Origin of the sequence: Salmonella sp. 3C (assembly GCF_025426275.1) — a bacterium.
Lineage (GTDB): Bacteria > Pseudomonadota > Gammaproteobacteria > Enterobacterales > Enterobacteriaceae > Salmonella > Salmonella enterica.
Map to the genome: position 1 here is coordinate 3,989,403 of NZ_CP104858.1, position 16,508 is coordinate 4,005,910.

The 16,508-nt window shown below is 52.1% G+C and carries 15 protein-coding genes and 1 pseudogene; 5 read left to right on the forward strand and 11 right to left on the reverse strand.

Translation table 11 applies throughout. From position 1 onward, the window contains the following. Positions 1–15: 15 nt before the first annotated feature. The 7 genes and pseudogenes from hyaB to pth all read right to left on the reverse strand — a co-directional run bounded on the left by hyaB (position 16) and on the right by pth (position 7,501). Positions 16–1,809, reverse strand: a complete 1,794-nt coding sequence (gene hyaB, locus N7E69_RS19245) for a Ni/Fe-hydrogenase large subunit (protein ID WP_000070976.1) — start codon at positions 1,807–1,809, stop codon at positions 16–18. Then, entirely contained in the window at positions 1,806–2,924 is a 1,119-nt protein-coding gene (hyaA, locus tag N7E69_RS19250) for a hydrogenase 1 small subunit (RefSeq protein WP_001752445.1), read from the reverse strand. Before hyaA ends, hyaB begins: the two co-directional genes overlap by 4 nt. 348 nt (positions 2,925–3,272) lie before the next feature. Further along, a pseudogene (locus N7E69_RS24620) lies at positions 3,273–3,344 on the reverse strand (hypothetical protein); the annotation flags it as partial. 494 nt (positions 3,345–3,838) lie between these two features. Continuing rightward, complete coding sequence (locus tag N7E69_RS19255) at positions 3,839–4,291, reverse strand: hypothetical protein (RefSeq protein ID WP_000487330.1); 453 nt, start codon at positions 4,289–4,291, stop codon at positions 3,839–3,841. Positions 4,292–4,329: 38 nt separating this feature from the next. After that, the gene (locus N7E69_RS19260) at positions 4,330–4,950 is read right to left on the reverse strand and encodes a hypothetical protein (protein WP_000376824.1); all 621 of its coding nucleotides are present in this window, start codon (positions 4,948–4,950) and stop codon (positions 4,330–4,332) included. A 758-nt stretch (positions 4,951–5,708) separates the two neighbouring features. Beyond that, positions 5,709–6,800 (reverse strand): redox-regulated ATPase YchF, encoded by a 1,092-nt coding sequence (gene ychF / locus N7E69_RS19265; protein ID WP_000505850.1) that lies wholly within the window; start codon positions 6,798–6,800, stop codon positions 5,709–5,711. Between the two features lie 116 nt (positions 6,801–6,916). Beyond that, positions 6,917–7,501 carry an aminoacyl-tRNA hydrolase gene (gene pth, locus N7E69_RS19270; RefSeq protein WP_001675521.1) on the reverse strand — a complete coding sequence of 195 codons (585 nt, stop codon included), beginning with the start codon at positions 7,499–7,501 and terminating at the stop codon, positions 6,917–6,919. Between the two features lie 275 nt (positions 7,502–7,776). On the opposite strand from pth, the gene ychH reads away from it, so the two are divergent. Then, positions 7,777–8,055, forward strand: a complete 279-nt coding sequence (gene ychH / locus N7E69_RS19275) for a stress-induced protein YchH (protein ID WP_000823878.1) — start codon at positions 7,777–7,779, stop codon at positions 8,053–8,055. 44 nt (positions 8,056–8,099) lie between these two features. Here the strand turns inward: ychH and dauA are convergent, their stop codons facing one another. The 4 genes from dauA to lolB form a co-directional block, all read right to left on the reverse strand. Beyond that, positions 8,100–9,785, reverse strand: coding sequence for a C4-dicarboxylic acid transporter DauA (gene dauA, locus N7E69_RS19280; protein ID WP_001037190.1), 1,686 nt, complete (start codon positions 9,783–9,785; stop codon positions 8,100–8,102). A gap of 124 nt (positions 9,786–9,909) precedes the next feature. Continuing rightward, positions 9,910–10,857, reverse strand: coding sequence for a ribose-phosphate diphosphokinase (gene prs, locus N7E69_RS19285; protein WP_001518537.1), 948 nt, complete (start codon positions 10,855–10,857; stop codon positions 9,910–9,912). Positions 10,858–11,122: 265 nt separating this feature from the next. Beyond that, positions 11,123–11,974, reverse strand: coding sequence for a 4-(cytidine 5'-diphospho)-2-C-methyl-D-erythritol kinase (gene ispE, locus N7E69_RS19290; RefSeq protein WP_000988260.1), 852 nt, complete (start codon positions 11,972–11,974; stop codon positions 11,123–11,125). Next, on the reverse strand, positions 11,971–12,594 hold the full coding sequence (gene lolB, locus N7E69_RS19295) for a lipoprotein insertase outer membrane protein LolB (RefSeq protein ID WP_000174484.1): 624 nt from the start codon (positions 12,592–12,594) through the stop codon (positions 11,971–11,973). The genes ispE and lolB overlap by 4 nt, the downstream gene beginning before the upstream one ends. Positions 12,595–12,907: 313 nt before the next feature. Here lolB and hemA point away from each other — a divergent pair, with 313 nt between their 5' ends. From hemA to sirB2, 4 genes are read left to right on the forward strand one after another with little or no spacing between them, the layout of a single operon-like run. Continuing rightward, positions 12,908–14,164, forward strand: coding sequence for a glutamyl-tRNA reductase (hemA, locus tag N7E69_RS19300; RefSeq protein WP_000173208.1), 1,257 nt, complete (start codon positions 12,908–12,910; stop codon positions 14,162–14,164). Positions 14,165–14,204: 40 nt separating this feature from the next. Next, positions 14,205–15,287: a peptide chain release factor 1 gene (prfA, locus tag N7E69_RS19305; RefSeq protein WP_000804703.1), complete on the forward strand. Its 1,083-nt coding sequence runs from the start codon at positions 14,205–14,207 to the stop codon at positions 15,285–15,287. Then, a complete protein-coding gene (prmC, locus tag N7E69_RS19310) occupies positions 15,287–16,120 on the forward strand; it encodes a peptide chain release factor N(5)-glutamine methyltransferase (protein WP_000347310.1) in 834 nt (277 codons plus the stop codon). The genes prfA and prmC overlap by 1 nt, the downstream gene beginning before the upstream one ends. Continuing rightward, entirely contained in the window at positions 16,117–16,506 is a 390-nt protein-coding gene (gene sirB2 / locus N7E69_RS19315) for an invasion regulator SirB2 (RefSeq protein WP_000150667.1), read from the forward strand. The genes prmC and sirB2 overlap by 4 nt, the downstream gene beginning before the upstream one ends. The last annotated feature ends 2 nt before the right edge of the window (positions 16,507–16,508 follow it).

Genomic DNA, 16,508 nt, shown 5'->3' on the forward strand with positions numbered 1-16,508 from the left:
TCTTTTCCTTAACGCTTAGCGTACCTGGACGGCAATCAGTTCGCTGCCGTCGTCGCCGAGCACGTGGGTTGAACAGGCGAGGCAGGGGTCGAAGCTGTGCAGCGTCCTCAGGATTTCTAACGGTTGGTCGGGAATCGCCATTTGCGTTCCCATCAATGCCGCTTCATAGGCGCCGATCTGTTTTTTAGGATCGCGCGGGCTGGCGTTCCAGGTGGTGGGGACCACGCACTGATAGAGTTCAATCTTCTGATCGCGTATTGACGCCCAGTGTCCCAACGCTCCACGAGGCGCTTCGGTAAAACCGATGCCGCGGCAGTGCTGCGGCCAACTGGCCGGTTCCCATTTCTCGGTATTGGCGGTGGCCAGGTCGCCGTTTTTCAGGTTGGTCATAAGCCTGTCGAAAAAATACTGCAGCTTACCGACGGCCCATTGCGCTTCGTGCGCGCGGCATAAAATACGGCCAAGCGTAGACTGGATACCGGAGAGCGGCAGTTTAAGGGCAGACATCATGCGATCTACCGACTCTATGGTGGCGGCATCCCCTTTGTGGTACGCGATAAGCGTTCGGGCAAGCGGGCCGACTTCCATGGCATGACCCCGCCAGCGCGGCGCTTTAATCCAGGAGTAACGTTCCTGCTCGTTGAGCTGCTGGATATGCGTATCGCTGCCTTTGACATCACCCGGGTTGTACCAGGGATCGGTAATGCCGTCAAAAGGATGACGCCCCAGCCGATCGTCCGGATAGCGGTACCAGGCGTGATCCACAAACTCCTGTATCTGCTGCGGATCGGCCAAATCTACCGGCATGACATTTTTAAAATCGCCATTGACCACCGCGCCGCCCGGCATTAACAGGCTTTGCTGGCTGAAGTCGTTGGCAATGTCCGGAAATGCGCCGTAGCTCAGCACGCATTTATCCGACAGACCGGTGCCAATTTGACTCCATGCTTTATTGAACTGGCCGATAGCCAGCGCGTCCGGAACCATCACGTTGTTAATGAAGTCGGCGGTGCGGGTGATGATCGACTGCACCAGGTTGAGGCGCTCCATATTGATAGCCCCGACCGCGCCGCTTTGATCGAGATTGATCGCGCACGGCATTCCGCCGACGATCCAGTTAGGATGGGGGTTCTTACCGCCAAATATGGTATGGATTTTGACGATCTCGCGCTGGAAGTCGAGGGCTTCAAGATAGTGGGCAAAGCCCATCAGATTAGCCTCTGGCGACAGTTTGTACTGTGGATGTCCCCAATAGCCGTTACGGAATATCCCAAGCTGGCCGCCATCGACAAATTTCTTTAATCGATTTTGTACGTCAAAGAAGTAGCCCGGCGATGACATCGGCCAGGCGGAAAGGCTTTGCGCCAACTGCGAGGTGGCGCGCGGATCGGCTTTCAGCGCATTCAGAACATCAATCCAGTCCATACCGGCTAACTGATAAAAATGGACCAGATGATCGTGACACCACAACGTAGCCAGCATGATGTTACGTATAATATTGGCGTTATCCGGCACCTGGATACCAATCGCATCTTCGATAGCGTACACCGATGCCAGAGCATGTACCCCGGTACATACACCACAAATACGTTCAACAAACGCCCAGGCGTCACGCGGGTCACGGCCTTGCAGAATGATCTCCAGCCCGCGGAACATTGTGCCGCAGGAAACGGCATTGGTAATGACGTTTTGCTCATCAATGTTCACTTCGCAGCGCATATGCCCTTCGATGCGGGTAATCGGGTCCACGATCAGACGACGGCCGGCGTCGTTAACGATATAACCCTGGGTTTGATACTGGTTACTCATGCCTGTTTATCCTCATTGTCCGGCTGTTGTTCGGCTTGCGCTAACTGTTGTTTGTGGCGTTTACGTTGGTTGAGCGCGCTGGCGACAGCGTGACCGCCAACGCCCGCCGCGACCACGCCCAGCGCGGTCAGCCCCACCGTATCGGCGGTTGAATGGGTACCCATCTGGGGAATATCCACCACGCGGCTATAAAACGAGCCGCGATCCCAGAAACCATTTTCTGAACATCCCAGACATCCGTGACCGGACTGGATAGGAAAGGAGACGCCGTCATTCCAGCGTGTGGAGGAGCAGGCGTTATAGGTGGTTGGCCCTTTACAGCCCATCTTGTACAGACAGTATCCCTTGCGGGCGGCGTCATCATCCCAGCTCTCGACAAATTCACCGGCGTCAAAATGGGCGCGGCGGTAGCATTTATCGTGGATACGCTGACCGTAGAACATCAGTGGACGGCCCATGCGATCGAGTTCCGGCAGACGATCAAACGTCACCATATAGGTGATAATGGCGCTCATGACATCCGGGATTGGCGGACATCCAGGGACTTTCACGATCGGCTTGTCGGTGATCACTTTATCGATAGGCGTTGCCTGGGTCGGATTGGGGCGGGCGGCCTGGACGCAACCCCAGGAGGCGCAGTTTCCCCAGGCGATAATAGCGCTGGCGCCCGCGGCGGCTTTCTTCAGTTTTTCAATAAACGGGCGGCCGCCGCTGATACAGAACATTCCTTGCTCTCCTAACGGCGGATTGCCTTCCACCGCCAGAATGTATTTCCCGGCGTAGCGAGTGGTAATATCGTCAAAGACTTCTTCGGCCTGTGCGCCGGCGGCGGCCATCAGGGTGTCGTCATAATCGAGGGAAATCAGCGAGAGGATCACATCTTTGGCTAGCGGGTGCGAGGAACGGATAAAGGATTCGGTACAGCAGGTGCATTCCAGTCCATGAATCCAGACCACCGGAATCCGCGGTTTATTCTCCAGCGCCCAGGCGATCTTTGGCGTCATTCCGGCGCCCAGCCCCAGCGATGTGGCAGCAAGGCTACAGAATTTGAGAAAGCTGCGTCGGGTCACTCCCTTACGACGCATGGCTTGATACAAGGTCTCCTCGTTATTCATAACGCGTATTTTTTCTCCTTTTTGCACCACGCTCCGCCAGGGGCATAAGGCGCTTTTGCGGGTCCGTTGACGTTCCGCCAGCAAGGTAAATCATTGGGTTACGCGCGAGCGCGGAAACGAGCCCGATTCACTTTGCACCGGCGTATATCGCCAGAAATAATGTAAAAAAAGCGTATCGGATTAACGATAAGAAACAATGTGAAGTGTGTGGGTATAGCTTATAGCGGTATATTTATACCCATTATCGGTTTTTCGGCGAAAGGGCCGCGGCGGGGAAGGACGGTTGAGCTTGTTCCGGGATGAGGTTTTTAGCGAGTGACCCTGGCCTAATATCAGAGCCAGGCTTAAGAGTTTGCGGGTATGTTGCGTGATCACGATGCAGTCACGCATCCCCCGGATCTTGACGGGCGTAAAGTGAATAAACCTGGCCTGTTGTCAGTTTTACGTTCTTCGTGGTGTGCTCTGACGATAATGTAGTCCACCGACCATATAAATTCTCCTCGCTCACCGCCTGGCCCGATCTCTGACGAAAACTCTGAATCTTCGATGTTTCCAATTATGAATTTCTACACCAGTCTTTAAGCATCAATGCATTGTACCTGGTGCGCTGCTATAACTGTGTAAGAGGGATTGACGCTTAGAGCCTATCCCATTAGGGCTATTTTACTTGCCATTTTGGTCCTGGGCAGTGCTCGCCAAAACGCGTTAGCGTTTTGAACGCCGCTTGCGGCGGCCCGAAGGGCGAGCGTAGCGAGTCAAACCTCACGTACAACGTGTACGCTCCGGTTTTTGCGCGCTGTCCGTGTCCAAACAGGCTGCGCCAATAACGCCTGGTGGGATAGGCTCTTAGTGTTAATGTACACCAAAGGTCGATGTGTTTACCGCACTTGTGGCTTGGTATGCAGTATGTATAATTATTGCGTGAATGTTTTCATAAATTGATTTGTCTCTTCTTTGGCCTTTTCTATTGATTTATGTTTATATATTTTTGATTGGTATGTGTATTTTTCTAACGCAGGTAAGTACTTAGAGACGTCGTTACCTTTTTTGAAATCTATAGGCATATGAATACTCGCATATAATATATTTATCCTCTGCGATGGCGTTAGCTCAGAATAATTTATACCTTGTTCATAATAAGAAAGCATCACATCATTGCAGATCCTGTCTTTATACGACTGCCCTATGTATGCGATGATAAGTCCATATATAAGTAGCAATCCAAAAGCGACACCTGCTTTGTGGCTATGAAGAAAATTATATTGTAGCCCAACAAAAAACACTTTTCTAATTAAAACAAGAATAAATGGTAAGAAAAATAAAAAACAACCGAAGTACATAATCACTTCGCCTGAATTCTGAAACATTTTATACCTTCCTGATAAATACTGGGTTAATTATCTGGTTAATATTCGTTGTCTATTATTTCTTTTATAAAAATAGACGATTCATTGAAATTTTTTTTGAAACTGGAGTAATTGCTAAGTGTTTTCGGTATGCAAAAGATGACTCGCCCATTTTTTACTATGGCATAATATCTTGGATACATTAGTGCTTCTTCTTTTGTGTTTGGAACACCGTCATAGTCTATTTTTTCATCAATAGAGTCAAGTTGGCTAAATAAAAAGACTCTTTTCCTTAGCAAAGTATTATGAACAATAGCATTTTCATATATATCAAGTGACATTGTAAGACTCAATGCAGCAAATGAAAGTAATGCTATGATGGAAATTGTTAATATTGCTAATGACAAGCCTTCCTGGCAATATAAAACAAGAAAAAAGAGTGGGATTGCAGGGAGGTAAGTGACCAACGGGTAAAAACGATCGATTTTTAAATGTGATATGATATTCTGAGGAGATGTGACATGGTCCTGAACGCCCTTGTTAAAGATAATGCTGTAAAGCGTCAAACTATTGTCAATTTTATCTATTGCTTTAGCTTTTATCCTTTGTGTGAATATAAAAAACGTTATCAAAAAGGCAATAAATAAGAAAATGATTAAATTATAAATAAAACTATCCACGGCATCATCCTGTATATTTACCGAAATTTCTATGGTCACTATTCTACTATTATTAATGAATGTCAATCTAAAATTGATGATGGTGCGTCCAGCCGGTTGGATTTGATCTAAAATAAAACTTTCGGTATTTCTCTATAGTCACAGAGCAAACAGGGTTGATTCTTTGTTAAAAAAACATCTCAATATTTTAATATGAATTCCTTCACGCGATTCTGGAGTATTACAGTCTACGATTTTAATGATTTTTTATTCATTCATTATGCGTATTAAATTAATGGCAGTGCAATCGCAAATTATAATTAGTTTCAGAATTGCAAAATGATTATAATTTTGTAGTTCATGCCGTTGCCCTAAGAGCCCCGGTGGTGAGTGTAGGGGGGAACACCTGAACAAGATCTGAGGCTATGTACGATACTGTGATATGAGTTAACCCAAACAGGCTATACGGTATCTATACCTTTCTAAAAAGCTTTTCGCTGGTATAGAGTCAAAACCTTAGACGAAACAACATTCACACTATGGCCCTGGCAGTGCGGCATTGCGTATCGGTGAGCATAACGGGGCCTTGTTTATTTATTATACCGTTCTTGTACTTACTTAAAATGAAGATGGAAGAATGTTGTACTCATTTTTGACAGCATTGTTACGAGATGAGTTGAGACATTATGAAATGAAAAATCCACGCCATTGCGTGGATTTTATAGAGTTTTACCGCTGTCATGAGGTTCAATGAAACCTCATAAGACAACAAATGTTATTTAGACGTTGAACAGGAAGTTCATTATATCGCCATCTTTAACGATGTAATCTTTGCCTTCCGCTCGCATCTTACCGGCTTCTTTCGCGCCTTGTTCACCTTTATAGGTAATAAAGTCGTCAAAGGCGATAGTTTGGGCGCGGATAAAGCCTTTTTCGAAGTCGGTATGGATTTTACCTGCTGCCTGCGGCGCGGTTGCGCCAACCGGAATGGTCCATGCGCGAACTTCTTTCACTCCGGCGGTAAAGTAGGTCTGGAGGTTCAGCAGGCGATAACCTGCGCGAATAACGCGGTTCAGCCCCGGCTCTTCCAGACCCAGTTCAGCCATAAATTCGTCGCGCTCGTCATCATCCAGCTCAGCAATATCAGCTTCGACGGCGGCACACACCGGAACCACGACCGAACCTTCTTTCGCGGCGATTTCGCGAACCTGGTCCAGATACGGGTTATTTTCAAAACCGTCTTCATTGACGTTAGCGATATACATTGTCGGCTTCAGCGTCAGGAAGCTTAAATAACGGATAGCCGCTTTATCTTCGTCCGTCAGGTCCAGCGAACGCAGCATCCCCGCTTCGGCCAGGTGCGGCAGGCATTTTTCCAGCGCGGCCAGTTCCGCTTTGGCGTCTTTATCGCCGCCTTTGGCTTTCTTCTGTACGCGATGGATAGCGCGCTCGCAGGTATCGAGGTCAGCCAGCGCCAGTTCGGTATTGATAACATCAATATCTTCTGCCGGGTTTACTTTACCCGCCACATGGATGATATTGTCGTTCTCAAAGCAGCGAACCACGTGACCGATAGCTTCAGTTTCACGGATATTGGTCAGGAACTGGTTACCCAACCCTTCGCCTTTGGACGCGCCTTTTACCAGACCGGCGATATCCACGAACTCCATCGTGGTTGGTAGAATGCGTTGCGGTTTAACAATCTCAGCCAACTGGTCCAGACGCGGATCGGGCATCGGCACGACACCGGTATTCGGTTCGATAGTGCAGAACGGAAAGTTTGCCGCTTCAATACCGGCTTTTGTCAGCGCGTTGAACAGGGTGGATTTCCCGACGTTGGGCAGACCGACGATACCGCATTTGAATCCCATGATTTAACTCACCTTAATATCTTAATAATCAACCTGTTATAGAAAACAGATTGCAGAAATGGAAATAACTTCGCCTATTATACACGGCGTGCGGCAAAAATGCCGCACATCACTGGTTATTGCGCCTTAAAGGTATGCAAACGGCTTGTTGCTTTGGCCAGACCCTCTTTGAACCACAATTCCGTACAGCGTGCCGCTTCGTCAATGGCCTCATCAATTAATTTTTGTTCAGAAACAGGGGGTTTACCCAGCACGAAACCAACAACTTTATTTTTATCGCCTGGATGACCAATTCCAACGCGTAAGCGGTGAAAGTTGGGATTATTGCCCAGCTTGCTGATGATGTCTTTCAGACCATTGTGGCCGCCGTGGCCGCCGCCAAGTTTAAATTTCGCGACGCCCGGCGGGAGATCCAGCTCGTCGTGAGCGACCAGAATTTCGTCCGGCTGAATACGGTAAAAACTGGCCATTGTGCCAACTGCTTTACCACTGAGGTTCATGAACGTGGTGGGTACCAGCAGGCGAACATCTTCCCCTTCCAGCGTGATGCGTGAGGTATAGCCAAAGAATTTAGGCTCTTCACGCAACGGCGCGCGCAGGCGCTCCGCCAGTAAATCGACGTACCATGCGCCTGCATTGTGTCGCGTCGCGGCATATTCCGCGCCGGGATTCGCCAGACCAACAATCAATTTAATTGCCACGTTTTTTGTCCTGAGTAGATCCATAACTGGCGCGTAGTTTACTGTCTGTCTGCCCGCTTGACAAAACACAGCGGCACTCTGAAGTAAATTAAATAATTGCCAGCATTGATTATTAAAAATGTAAACTGTTCAGAGTGTTATTTGTAAAGTTTTGTTAAATGAAACTTTACATTTGTGATCGCACCCGCACTTACAAACGAAAGTGTTGTCTATACTTTACACATAAAGTTTAGGGGGATTTCCTAAAAACAACCCAAAAGTTCCGGAGGTGACATATGAAACGCAAAAACGCTTCGTTATTCGGTAACGTGCTGATGGGGTTGGGGCTGGTCGTGATGGTTGTCGGCGTGGGTTACTCTATTTTAAACCAACTGCCGCAGTTTAATTTGCCGCAATTTTTTGCGCATGGCGCAATACTGAGTATTTTTGTCGGGGCGGTTCTTTGGCTGGCAGGGGCTCGTGTAGGGGGGCATGAGCAGGTGAGCGACAAATATTGGTGGGTACGTCACTATGACAAACGTTGCCGCCGTAACGACAATCGTCGTCATAGCTAACCGGTTCAGGCCCGGTAAGCGTTATCGCCACCGGGCATTGTCCATTAACTTAGTAAATCCGCTAACGCCTCCGTCCTGTTTGGGAAGAAGGTCAGACGCCCAGGAATAGGTTTGATACCGGCACGCGCCATTGTGCGCAGCGGTTGGAACTCCAGATTACTGATACGCAATTCGCAACCCTCCGGCAGACGCTTCACAAAACGCTGAAAAGCATCAAGCCCGCCTGCATCCAGCACTGGTACTGCGTCCCATTTCAGAACGACGATACGTTTGCCCTTAATACGTGACTCAAGGTCGGTAAACAGCCCTTCCGCCGCGGCGAAAAAGAGCGGACCGATAACACGCAGCACCAGCACATCTTCAGGTACATCAACATTGACCGGCGCAAGTCGAGTCATTCGCGCAATACGGCGCATAAACAGCAGGGAAGCAAGGACAATCCCCACGCTGATGGCGATGACCATATCAAACAGAACCGTTAATGACATGCACAGCAGCATAACGATAATGTCGTCTTTCGGCGCATGGCGTAACAGATCCACCACTTTATGGGCTTCACTCATATTCCATGCCACCATCAGCAGTAGCGCCGCCATCGCGGAAAGCGGCAGCCAGGAGAGTAGCGGGGCCAAGACCAGTAGCGCCAGAATGACCAGGATAGCGTGAATTACCGCCGAGATGGGAGAGGTCGCGCCAGCGCGGACGTTGGCGGCAGAGCGGGCAATCGCGGCGGTGGCGGTGATGCCGCCAAAGAACGGCGCGACCATATTCCCCAGCCCCTGGCCGATAAGTTCGCTGTTAGCTTTATGTTTGGTGCCGGTCATGCCGTCCAGCACGACGGCGCAGAGCAATGATTCGATTGCCCCCAGCATTGCAATCGAGAAGGCCGCTGGCAGCAGCGCGCGCAGTGAATCCCAGCTTAGCGTGAAATCGGAGCTAGGAAGACTCCACGGCAGCATCAGTTGCGGCAGGAGCTGCGGGATGCCGTTGCCCTGAGTGCCGTCAGCCAGAACGTAATGGAACTGTGAGCCGATAGTCGCCACATTGCCGCCCAGCAGATTAACAATCCCCATTACGGCGCAACCGGCCAGCAGCGCGGGAAGATGTCCTGGCAGACGAATACCGAGACGCGGCCAGAAAATCAACGTTCCCAGCGTTACCACGCCAATGGCGGCATCGCCAATATTGACGGTGGGCAACGCCATAAACAGCGCGCCGACTTTCTGCAAATAGTGCTCTGGCACATGGGCCATCTGCAGACCAAGAAAATCTTTAATCTGCATGGTACCGATGGTAATACCAATCCCTGAGGTAAAACCCAACGTGACCGACACCGGGATATATTCAATCAATCGCCCCAGTCTCGCCAGGCCGAAAAGGATCAGGAAGAAGCCCGACATCAGCGTGGCGACCAGTAGGCCCGCCAGACCAAACTGTTGCGATACCGGATACAAAATCACCACAAACGCGGCGGTAGGGCCGGAAACGCTAAAGCGCGAGCCGCCGGTTAGCGCGATCACGATCCCGGCGACAGCGGAGGTATAGAGGCCATACTGCGGCGCAACGCCACTGCCAATTGCCAGCGCCATCGCCAGCGGGATAGCAATAATCCCGACGGTGATCCCGGCTATCACATCGCGGGTGAACCGGGAGGCGGTATATTTTTCTTTCCAGCAAGCATCGATGAGAGCGCGGAAAGGCATCACATGTGAGGAAAATAATTTGTTCACAATAATGTTTCATCCATGAGCGCATCATCTGTCAACTAAATGGCAGGTGAAGGAGGCATAAGTCATACAAAAGGGTGTTACAGACAAAAAAACCCGCCGCAGCGGGTTTCAGATCCGGGTTCGATCAATGCTCGAACATGGCGGAAATCGATTCTTCGTTGCTGATACGGCGAATCGCTTCGGCCAGCATACCTGACAGGGTCAAGGTACGCACGTTCGGCAGCGCTTTGATTTCGTCGGTCAGCGGAATGGTGTCGCAGACAACGACTTCATCAATGACGGAGTTGCGCAGGTTGTTTGCCGCATTGCCTGAGAAGATCGGGTGCGTCGCGTAGGCAAACACGCGTTTAGCGCCACGTTCTTTCAATGCTTCTGCTGCTTTGCACAGAGTACCGCCGGTATCGATCATATCATCAACCAGCACGCAGTCACGGCCAGCGACGTCGCCGATGATGTGCATCACCTGAGAAACGTTCGCGCGCGGACGACGTTTATCAATGATAGCCATATCGGTATCGTTCAGCAGCTTAGCGATAGCGCGGGCACGAACCACGCCGCCAATATCCGGGGAAACCACGATCGGGTTATCCAGATTCAGTTGCAGCATATCTTCGAGCAGGATTGGGCTACCGAACACGTTATCAACCGGAACGTCAAAGAAGCCCTGGATCTGTTCAGCATGCAGATCTACGGTGAGAACGCGGTCAACGCCGACGCTGGACAGGAAGTCAGCGACAACTTTTGCGGTAATCGGCACACGGGCGGAACGTACGCGACGGTCCTGACGTGCATAGCCAAAGTAGGGGATAACGGCGGTGATACGACCTGCGGAAGCACGACGCAGGGCATCAACCATAACGACCAATTCCATCAGGTTGTCGTTGGTTGGGGCACAAGTGGACTGGATGATGAAAATATCACCACCGCGTACATTTTCGTTGATTTGTACGCTGACTTCGCCGTCGCTAAAGCGACCTACGGCGGCGTCGCCGAGAGAAGTGTACAGGCGGTTGGCAATACGTTGTGCTAGTTCCGGGGTGGCGTTACCAGCAAAAAGCTTCATATCAGGCACGAGAAGAACCTCAGGCATGCGTCCATTGGTGGAAAGAATCTGCCGAAAACTGTGCGGGCCAGGCAAAATCCTATCCAGGCGGTGTATTAAAGAGCGCGATGCAACGTCTGGAACAAGGTGACGTTGTCACCGAAGCTCAGCTTGCCCGGCTTACTCGTCTTCATTCACGTTTCATGTGCGCTGGTATCAATGCCTCACACCGGTCAAATACGGCATATATGACCGGCGACTCGTCATTTCGCCATCTTCCTGAAACCCGAATGCGTTAGAGTAACTCTCGATGCAATGGGGAAAGGTTGACACCCTTCGCCACAAAAGCATTGAGCCATTCCGGGGCTTGCTCAAGCACCTGGCGAGCACAAGACTCTGTATCGAATTCAGCAAAGACACAGGCCCCTGTCCCAGTCAGGCGCGACGGCGCGTATTCTAACAGCCAGGAAAGCGCCGCATCAACCTCGCGAAAACGTTTTCTTGCGATAACCTCGCAATCATTGCTGAATTCACATTTTAGTAACGTATCTATTGACCTTTTTGGCGTATTACGCGGCAATTGAGGATCTTTAAAGATAACCGGCGTCGGAATGCTTACGCCAGGGTGCGCGACCAGATACCATTTTTCCGGCGGATTCACCGGCGTTAATATTTCGCCTACGCCTTCGGCAAACGCGGCGTGGCCACGAACAAAGACCGGGACGTCGGCGCCGAGCGTCAGGCCGAGCGTCGCCAGTTCATCAATGGAAAGCCCGCATTGCCAAAGATGATTGAGCGCCACCAGAACGGTCGCGGCGTTAGACGAGCCGCCGCCCAGACCGCCGCCCATGGGAAGGCGCTTCTCAATGCTGATATCCGCGCCGCTTCCGGCGGGCAGGCGTCCACTCTCCGAGGCGACTTTCATCAACAGCCGCGCGGCGCGGACGATCAGGTTGTCTTCATTTTCAACGCCGGTTACCGGCGTTAATAAATGGATTTCGCCATCGCGACGCGGTTCGATGTGGAGTGTGTCGCCATAATCCAGAAACTGAAACAGCGTCTGCAGCGTGTGGTAGCCGTCTGCACGCTGTCCGGTGATATATAAAAACAGATTTAATTTTGCCGGAGAAGGCCAATGGGTCATCATTTCACAATCCAGTTATCCATTTTCAGCTTAATGCGCTGACTGCCGTCGGAAAGCTCCATATTGGCAGGCATGGCAGGCTGCGTTTTGCTGTCATAGCCACCGTAAACCACTTTCCAGTTTTTACCATCCTGGCGATAGTTCACTTCGCTCAGGCGGTACTGGTCGTCCAGTTTGTAGTCAGTGGCATCGCCAGGCAGACCGAGGATCCACTGCCGCAGGCTGTTTAACGGAATCGGCATCCCGGTGAGTTTGCCGATCATCTCTTCGGCGTCATCGGCGGTATAACGCTGGCCTTTGTTATCCACCAACTGGACGTTGCCCGGCTGGGCGTTAAGCTCCAGCTCGGTGCTGCCCAGCGGGTTGGTAAGCAGCAGGCGGTAGCGATCCTGTCCGGTCTGTTGCCAGAAGAAGCGCGCATAGACTTTCTGATCATCTGAGATGTAAGCAAAGGCGCCGCGCGTCTGGTATTGATTCAGATGACGCACCTCTTGCTGATGCTGGCGCCACTGAGGGGAATCCGGGCTCTTGCCCGGGCCTTTATGCCCAGGAAGCGTACAGGCGGTGAGAACCAGGCTTGCTAACGGCAGTAGACGAATCAGGCGAAAATCGGGCAGGGTCATAGTGATGACGAATCCTTGTGATACGGTGCAATAATTGCCTGATGGCGTTACGCTTATCAGGCCTGAAAACTGAACCTGCAGGCTGTAAAAACGTTCGCGCCGCGATTCGGCAAATTTTTGCTATCGGTTACAGTTATAGCCTTTAATGCTAGCGCCGCCTGGTGACATCGTCTACTTTCAAGTTGTCTTAAATCATCAAATTAGCGAGCGCTGCCAATTACTCCAAAAGGGGGCTCTCTCTTTTATTGACCACGCGCATCCTGTATGATGCAAGCAGACTAACCATATCAACGCTGGTACTACTCCCGCAGACATGACCCTTTTAGCGCTCGGTATTAACCATAAAACGGCACCTGTATCGCTGCGAGAACGCGTAACGTTTTCGCCGGACACGCTTGATCAGGCGCTGGACAGCCTGCTTGCGCAGCCAATGGTGCAGGGCGGGGTCGTGCTGTCAACCTGTAACCGTACAGAGCTGTATCTGAGCGTGGAAGAGCAGGATAACCTGCAAGAAGCGCTGATCCGCTGGTTATGCGATTACCATAACCTGAACGAGGACGATCTGCGCAACAGTCTGTACTGGCATCAGGACAATGACGCCGTCAGCCACCTGATGCGCGTCGCCAGCGGTCTGGATTCACTGGTGCTGGGCGAACCGCAAATCCTCGGTCAGGTGAAAAAAGCGTTTGCGGATTCGCAAAAAGGCCACCTTAACGCCAGCGCGCTGGAGCGAATGTTTCAGAAGTCTTTTTCCGTCGCCAAGCGAGTGCGGACTGAAACCGATATCGGCGCCAGCGCCGTCTCCGTCGCGTTTGCCGCCTGTACGCTCGCCCGCCAAATCTTTGAATCGCTGTCGACGGTCACCGTACTGTTAGTTGGCGCGGGCGAAACCATTGAACTGGTGGCGCGTCACCTGCGCGAGCATAAAGTACAAAAGATGATTATCGCCAACCGAACCCGCGAGCGCGCGCAAGCCCTGGCGGATGAGGTAGGCGCTGAGGTTATCTCGCTCAGCGATATCGACGCCCGCTTGCAGGATGCCGATATTATCATCAGTTCGACCGCCAGCCCGCTGCCGATTATCGGTAAAGGCATGGTGGAGCGCGCATTAAAAAGCCGTCGCAACCAGCCGATGCTGCTGGTGGATATCGCCGTACCGCGCGACGTTGAGCCGGAAGTCGGCAAACTGGCGAACGCTTATCTTTATAGCGTCGATGATTTACAGAGCATCATTTCGCATAATCTGGCGCAGCGTCAGGCTGCGGCGGTGGAAGCGGAAACGATTGTTGAGCAGGAAGCCAGCGAGTTTATGGCCTGGCTACGCGCCCAAGGGGCCAGCGAGACCATTCGGGAATACCGTAGTCAGTCGGAGCAGATTCGTGACGAACTGACTACCAAAGCGCTGTCGGCCCTTCAACAGGGCGGTGATGCGCAAGCCATCTTGCAGGATCTGGCATGGAAACTGACCAACCGCCTGATTCATGCGCCAACGAAATCACTTCAACAGGCTGCCCGTGACGGGGATGACGAACGCCTGAATATTCTGCGCGACAGCCTCGGGCTGGAGTAGCAGCACACACCACACTTTTTTACAGGGTGAATTTACGCCTATGAAGCCTTCTATCGTTGCCAAACTGGAAGCCCTGCACGAACGCCATGAGGAAGTTCAGGCGTTGCTGGGCGATGCGGGAATTATTGCCGACCAGGACCGCTTTCGCGCATTGTCGCGCGAATATGCGCAATTAAGCGACGTTTCTCGCTGTTTTACGGACTGGCAACAGGTTCAGGACGATATCGAGACGGCTCAGATGATGCTCGACGATCCTGAAATGCGAGAAATGGCGCAGGAAGAACTGCGCGAAGCGAAAGAAAAAAGCGAACAACTGGAGCAACAGTTACAGGTACTGCTGCTGCCGAAAGATCCGGACGATGAACGAAACGCGTTCCTTGAGGTTCGCGCCGGTACCGGCGGCGACGAAGCCGCGCTGTTTGCCGGCGATCTGTTCCGCATGTACAGCCGTTATGCCGAAGCGCGCCGCTGGCGCGTGGAGATCATGAGCATGAGCGAAGGCGAGCATGGCGGTTATAAAGAGATCATCGCCAAAATCAGCGGCGACGGGGTGTATGGCCGACTGAAGTTTGAGTCCGGCGGACACCGCGTACAGCGTGTTCCGGCGACCGAGTCGCAGGGGCGTATCCATACCTCCGCCTGTACCGTCGCCGTGATGCCGGAGCTGCCGGAAGCCGAGCTGCCGGATATTAACCCGGCGGATCTGCGCATTGATACGTTTCGTTCTTCCGGCGCGGGCGGTCAGCACGTTAACACCACCGACTCCGCTATCCGTATTACCCACTTGCCGACCGGCATCGTGGTGGAATGCCAGGACGAGCGTTCGCAGCATAAAAACAAAGCGAAAGCGCTCTCGGTGCTCGGGGCGCGCATTCACGCCGCCGAAACGGCAAAACGCCAGCAGGCCGAGGCGTCAACGCGCCGCAACCTGCTTGGCAGCGGCGATCGCAGCGATCGTAACCGGACCTATAATTTCCCGCAGGGGCGCGTGACCGATCATCGTATTAATCTGACGTTATATCGCCTTGATGAAACGATGGAAGGTAAGCTGGATATGCTGATTGAGCCGATTGTTCAGGAACACCAGGCTGACCTGTTAGCCGCCTTATCCGAGCAGGAATAATGGATTTTCAGCACTGGCTGCATGAGGCGGTAAACCAGCTCCGGGACAGCGACAGCCCCCGGCGCGACGCCGAGATCCTGCTAGAGTACGTTACGGGCAAGGGGCGGACGTATATCATGGCCTTTGGCGAAACGCCGCTTACCGACGTCCAGCAACAACAGCTCGCGGACCTGCTGCAGCGGCGTAAACAGGGCGAACCTATTGCGTACCTGACGGGCTTACGCGAATTCTGGTCGCTGCCGCTCTTCGTTTCTCCCGCCACGCTAATCCCGCGCCCGGATACCGAATGTCTGGTTGAACAGGCGTTGGCGCGATTGCCGGTAAAAACCTGTCGTATTCTGGATTTAGGCACCGGAACCGGCGCGATTGCGCTGGCGCTGGCCTGCGAGCGACCGGATTGCGAGGTGACTGCGGTCGATCGTATGCCTGATGCGGTTGCGCTGGCGATACGCAACGCGGAACATTTGGCTATCCGGAATGTGCGTATACTGCAAAGTTGTTGGTTCAGCGCGCTATCGGGGCAGCAGTTCGACATGATTGTCAGCAATCCGCCCTACATTGACGCGCAGGACCCGCACCTTAGCGAAGGCGATGTACGCTTTGAACCGCGCTCGGCGTTGGTGGCGGACGAAAACGGTATGGCGGATCTTACGCATATTATCGATAACGCCCGCCAGATGTTAACGCCCGGCGGCTTCCTGCTGCTGGAACACGGTTGGCAGCAGGGCGAAGCGGTAAGAGCGGTTTTCAGGCGGTCTGGTTACTCGGATGTAGAAACGTGTCGTGATTATGGCGGTAATGAACGCGTGACCTGCGGACGTTTTACGCCATGACAATTGCAATGTTGCTCACGCTTCATCTTATCTGTGTTGCGCTCTCCGTCAGTTTGTTTGTCGCTCGTTACTGGTGGCGCTATTGCGGCCATGCGTTGGCCGCCGCGCGCTGGACACGAATCGTGCCTCCCGTCATAGATACCCTGTTACTGCTTAGCGGTATTGGGTTAATCGTTAAAACGCACATCCTGCCATTCACGGAGTCGGGCTCATGGCTGACTGAAAAACTGTTTGGCGTTATCATCTACATCGTTTTGGGTTTTATTGCGCTTGATTATCGTCAGGCGCGCAGCCAGCAGGCGCGTTTTATCGCTTTCCCGCTGGCGCTGGTGGTGCTGTACATCATCATTAAACTCGCCACCACAAAAATACCGTTACTGGGGTAAGT

Excerpts from the sequence above, each read along its gene's own strand:
- hyaA (WP_001752445.1), bottom strand. The coding sequence starts at position 2,924 with ATGAATAACGAGGAGACCTTGTATCAAGCCATGCGTCGTAAGGGAGTG.
- sirB2 (WP_000150667.1), top strand. The coding sequence starts at position 16,117 with ATGACAATTGCAATGTTGCTCACGCTTCATCTTATCTGTGTTGCGCTC.
- prmC (WP_000347310.1), top strand. The coding sequence starts at position 15,287 with ATGGATTTTCAGCACTGGCTGCATGAGGCGGTAAACCAGCTCCGGGAC.
- hemA (WP_000173208.1), top strand. The coding sequence starts at position 12,908 with ATGACCCTTTTAGCGCTCGGTATTAACCATAAAACGGCACCTGTATCG.
- ychH (WP_000823878.1), top strand. The coding sequence starts at position 7,777 with ATGAAACGCAAAAACGCTTCGTTATTCGGTAACGTGCTGATGGGGTTG.
- N7E69_RS19255 (WP_000487330.1), bottom strand. The coding sequence starts at position 4,291 with ATGTTTCAGAATTCAGGCGAAGTGATTATGTACTTCGGTTGTTTTTTA.
- ychF (WP_000505850.1), bottom strand. The coding sequence starts at position 6,800 with ATGGGATTCAAATGCGGTATCGTCGGTCTGCCCAACGTCGGGAAATCC.
- prfA (WP_000804703.1), top strand. The coding sequence starts at position 14,205 with ATGAAGCCTTCTATCGTTGCCAAACTGGAAGCCCTGCACGAACGCCAT.
- hyaB (WP_000070976.1), bottom strand. The coding sequence starts at position 1,809 with ATGAGTAACCAGTATCAAACCCAGGGTTATATCGTTAACGACGCCGGC.
- ispE (WP_000988260.1), bottom strand. The coding sequence starts at position 11,974 with ATGATGACCCATTGGCCTTCTCCGGCAAAATTAAATCTGTTTTTATAT.
- lolB (WP_000174484.1), bottom strand. The coding sequence starts at position 12,594 with ATGACCCTGCCCGATTTTCGCCTGATTCGTCTACTGCCGTTAGCAAGC.